Source organism: Streptomyces calidiresistens (assembly GCF_014141525.1).
GTDB lineage: Bacteria > Actinomycetota > Actinomycetes > Streptomycetales > Streptomycetaceae > Streptomyces > Streptomyces calidiresistens.
Window position 1 is genome coordinate 1 of the sequence record NZ_VKHS01000625.1, and the last position, 3368, is coordinate 3368.

General features: G+C 78.3%; 2 protein-coding genes and 1 pseudogene. All 3 read right to left on the reverse strand.

Translation table 11 applies throughout. The annotated features are described in order from the left end of the window. A partial coding sequence (locus FOE67_RS20590) for a hypothetical protein (protein WP_182666330.1) occupies window positions 1–1309 on the reverse strand: 1309 nt, incomplete at its 3' end. A gap of 555 nt (window positions 1310–1864) precedes the next feature. Then, window positions 1865–3055 carry an alpha/beta hydrolase gene (locus tag FOE67_RS20595; RefSeq protein WP_323385159.1) on the reverse strand — a complete coding sequence of 397 codons (1191 nt, stop codon included), beginning with the start codon at window positions 3053–3055 and terminating at the stop codon, window positions 1865–1867. A gap of 105 nt (window positions 3056–3160) precedes the next feature. Further along, window positions 3161–3368, reverse strand: a pseudogene (locus FOE67_RS20600) (hypothetical protein); the annotation flags it as partial.

Below are 3368 nucleotides of genomic sequence, written 5' to 3' on the forward strand. Positions count from 1 at the left end.
CCCCGGTCCCCTCCCCCCGGCGGGCGGGGATCGCCGCCGTCCCGCCGGTGTGCAACTGGAAGGCGGCCCGGCGGATGCGGCGGGCGGCCGGCGGCTCGGGGTGGGCCGCGGCCAGGGCCAGCAGCACCTGGACCGTCCTGGGGTGACCGCAACTCCGGATGTCCTCCAGCAACTCGGGGATGGAGGGGGTGGGGGCGTGCTCCAGGTGGTCGATCAGCAGACGGCCCGGGCTGTGGTCGTGGACCGCCGAGGCGGTGTCCACCCACAGCCAGGTCGCCTCGCGACGGGTGAGCACGATCATCGGTTCGGCTGCGGCGTCGGCCGAGCCCCCGTCCTCCTGCTCGGCCAGCCACAGCAGGGCGTAGGGGCGCAGCACCGGCTCGTCGACCGCCGCCCGCACGGCGGCCCGGGCCGGGGCCCCGACCACCCGCAGTGCCTCGAAGGCGTGCCCCCGGATGAGGGCGTCCTCGCCCCGGGCGGCCTCCAGGAGTTCGGCGACGGCCGGTCCGGTGGTGCGGGCGGCCAGCCAGGCCCGGTACTCGTCGCGGGCGGGGCCGGGGGTCAGGTCGGCGCAGGCGCGCAGCATGGCCACGGCGGACTGTTCGATGTGGCCCGCCGGGCTCTGCGCGGCCAGGCAGATCTGTTCCAGCCGGGTCCACACCGCCCATCCGCCCAACGGGGTGAGGCGGGCGCGCACCGGGAGGTCGCCACCGGCGTGCAGCGTGAGCGCCCCCACGGCCGAGAGGGCGTCCAGCGCCCAGCCGAGCAGGCGGGTCAGCTCGCCCACCTCCTCCTCCGGCACCGGCCGGGGGTCCCCCTCGGCGTCGGGGCGTTCGGCCCGCAGTTCGGCGACGCGCTGCAGGAGCAGGTCGCACAGGCCCTCGGCGGTGACCGGCCCGTCGGACAGGTGCATCACCGACAGCAGCTGGGGCACGGCCCCGACCACCTCGGTGACGGCGATCGGGTCGGCGTCGTCGGGTGCCGGACGCACCAGGGACCAACCGTCGAAGAGGGCCACCCATCCGCGCAGGACGGCCGAGTCGTCGCTGTCCCAGGCCCGCAGGCGCCATCCGGCCCGGACGGCACCGGCGAGGACGGGGTGCGGGCCGGTGGAGCCGGGGGGCAGGGCGTCGCCGGGCTCGGCCGGTTCGATGAGACCGGCCAGCCGGGCCCGGCTCCAGTGATCGCGGACCCCGGCCCGGCTCATCCCCAGGTCCCGCGCCGCGCGCTCGGGTTCCGCGGCCGGGTCCAGACCGTGCCGCTCGGCCCAGCGGGCGAGGCGCACGGCGGGGTCGAGGAAGGCCCGCACCCGACGGGCGAGCTCCTCCCGCGGCGGGGTGCCCCGCGGCGGCCGGGGCGGGCGCCGACGGGCGGCGGAGCGGCGGACGACGGAGCGGGGGCGTGCCGGCGCCCCCGTGGGCCGCGCGCCGGCGGGACGCGGCCCGGTCGGGGTTCCCCCGTCGGCCGCGGCGGTCGGAACGCGGTGGAGGTCCCGGGAATGAACCGGGCCGGCGGCGTGGGCCGAACCGGATTCCCCGGCGGGGTCGGCGGGTGCCCCCCGACCGGCTTCCCGGGCCGGAGGGACGGGCAGGACGTGCAACCGGGTCTCGCGCGGAGGGATCGTCACCGCAGCAGTTTCACCGGTAGGGGCGCGAAAGCCCAAACCGGCTCTGTGTCGGCGGGTCCGCGCCTCCCCGAAACGCTCCCGTACGCCCCCCGGGCGCCCCCGGATGAGGGAATACGCGGAACGGGCGCCGGCGCACCCCCGCGCCCGTCGGCACGGGTGCGCGCCGACGGGCGGGAGTGGGGTCGGGTCACCACGGCTCGCGGCGGGTCACGGCGGCCCGCAGCGGCCCACGGCGGCTCACAGCAAGGGCGTGAGGAAGCGCCGCAGGCGTTCCTCGTACCCCTCGGGGTCCACGTTCCAGCACGCCGCGTGGCCGGCGCCGGGCACGGTGTGCTCCACCACGCTCTCCGGAGCGCGGGCGACCAGCTCGCGGGCGGCCGAGCGCGGCGCCACGCGGTCCTCGGAGCCCTGCACGACGAGCACCGGCAACGGGCGCCCGTCGGGGCGGCTCGGCGGCCCGGTCGGCCGGGGGGCGGGCAACCCGATGCCGCCGCGGGCCGCGCCCCGGGCCAGGCGCACCAACGGCCGGGGCACACCCCGCTCGCCCGCCAGCGCGCGCAGCGCCGCGGGCCAGTGCAGCAGGGGGGAGTCCAGCACCACACCGGTGATCCGGTCGCGCAGGGCGGACTCGGCCGCCGTGCGCAGCGCCATGTCCGCGCCGGCGGACCAGCCGATCAGCACCACCCGTCGGGCCCCGTAGCGGGCGGCGTGCCGCAGGGCGGCGTCGGCGTCGCGCCACTCCGCGGTCCCGAGCCGGTCGATCCCGCCCGGCGCCGGGGGTGCGCCGGGGTCCCCGCGCAGGGTGGGCACGAGCGTGGGGAGGTGGTTGCGGTGGAGGAACGGCAACAGGTTCAGCGCCTGCTCGCGTCCGGCACCGGGAGCGTGCAGGAGGATCACCCACAGGTCGCGGTCGCCGGGGACGAACCAGGTGGGCAGGGTGCCCAGTTCGGCGGGTATTTCCAGGGCCGCGTGCGGCAGTCCCAGGGCGGTGCGCGGGTTCCCGGCGTGGACGGCCGGGGTCAGCCGCACCCGGGTGCCGGGGAACCGGCCCCACCGACCGGCGGGTTCGAGGGGGACGTCACCGGTCGGGTCGGGCTCCAGTCGGCGGGTGACGGTGATCGCGCCGGAACCCCCCGCCGCCTCGGAGCGCACCACCTCTCCCACGGTGCCCACCAGCCGGCCCGCGCCGCGGGCACCGTCGGCGGCGACCAGACCGTAGCGGCCCGGCAGGTCGGGAGCGGCGCCCGGTCCGCCGGCGGCGGGACCCACGAGCGTGACGGTCCCCTTCTCCGGGGCCATGGAGACGATCACCGCCTCCGGCCCGCCGAACCCGACCGGTGGCCCGCCGCTTCTCAGGGCGGTCCGGGCGGCCCTCCGGCCGACGGCAACGACCGTCGCTCCGGCTCCCAACAGTGCGGTGGCGGCCACAGCCGCCGTTGTACGCCGACGCATGCCCACCAGCCTGCCCGGGATGGAACAGTTGTGCACCCCGTGAACAGCAGTGGGGTGACGCGGCACCGGACCGGTCGGACGTCAGGCCCGGTCCCCCGGTTGGCCGTAGTCGCGCAGCCGCTCGATCACGCGATCGATCTCGGCCCCCGACAACAGCGCCGGTGTCCGACCGGGGACCGAGGAGGCCGCGAGCCACACCCGGCACATCCACTCCAACTGGGCGGTGTGCTCCAGGGCCCGCTCCAGGGCCCGCACGGCGTCGGCCCCGTCCTCTTCCCCGGCCCCCGGC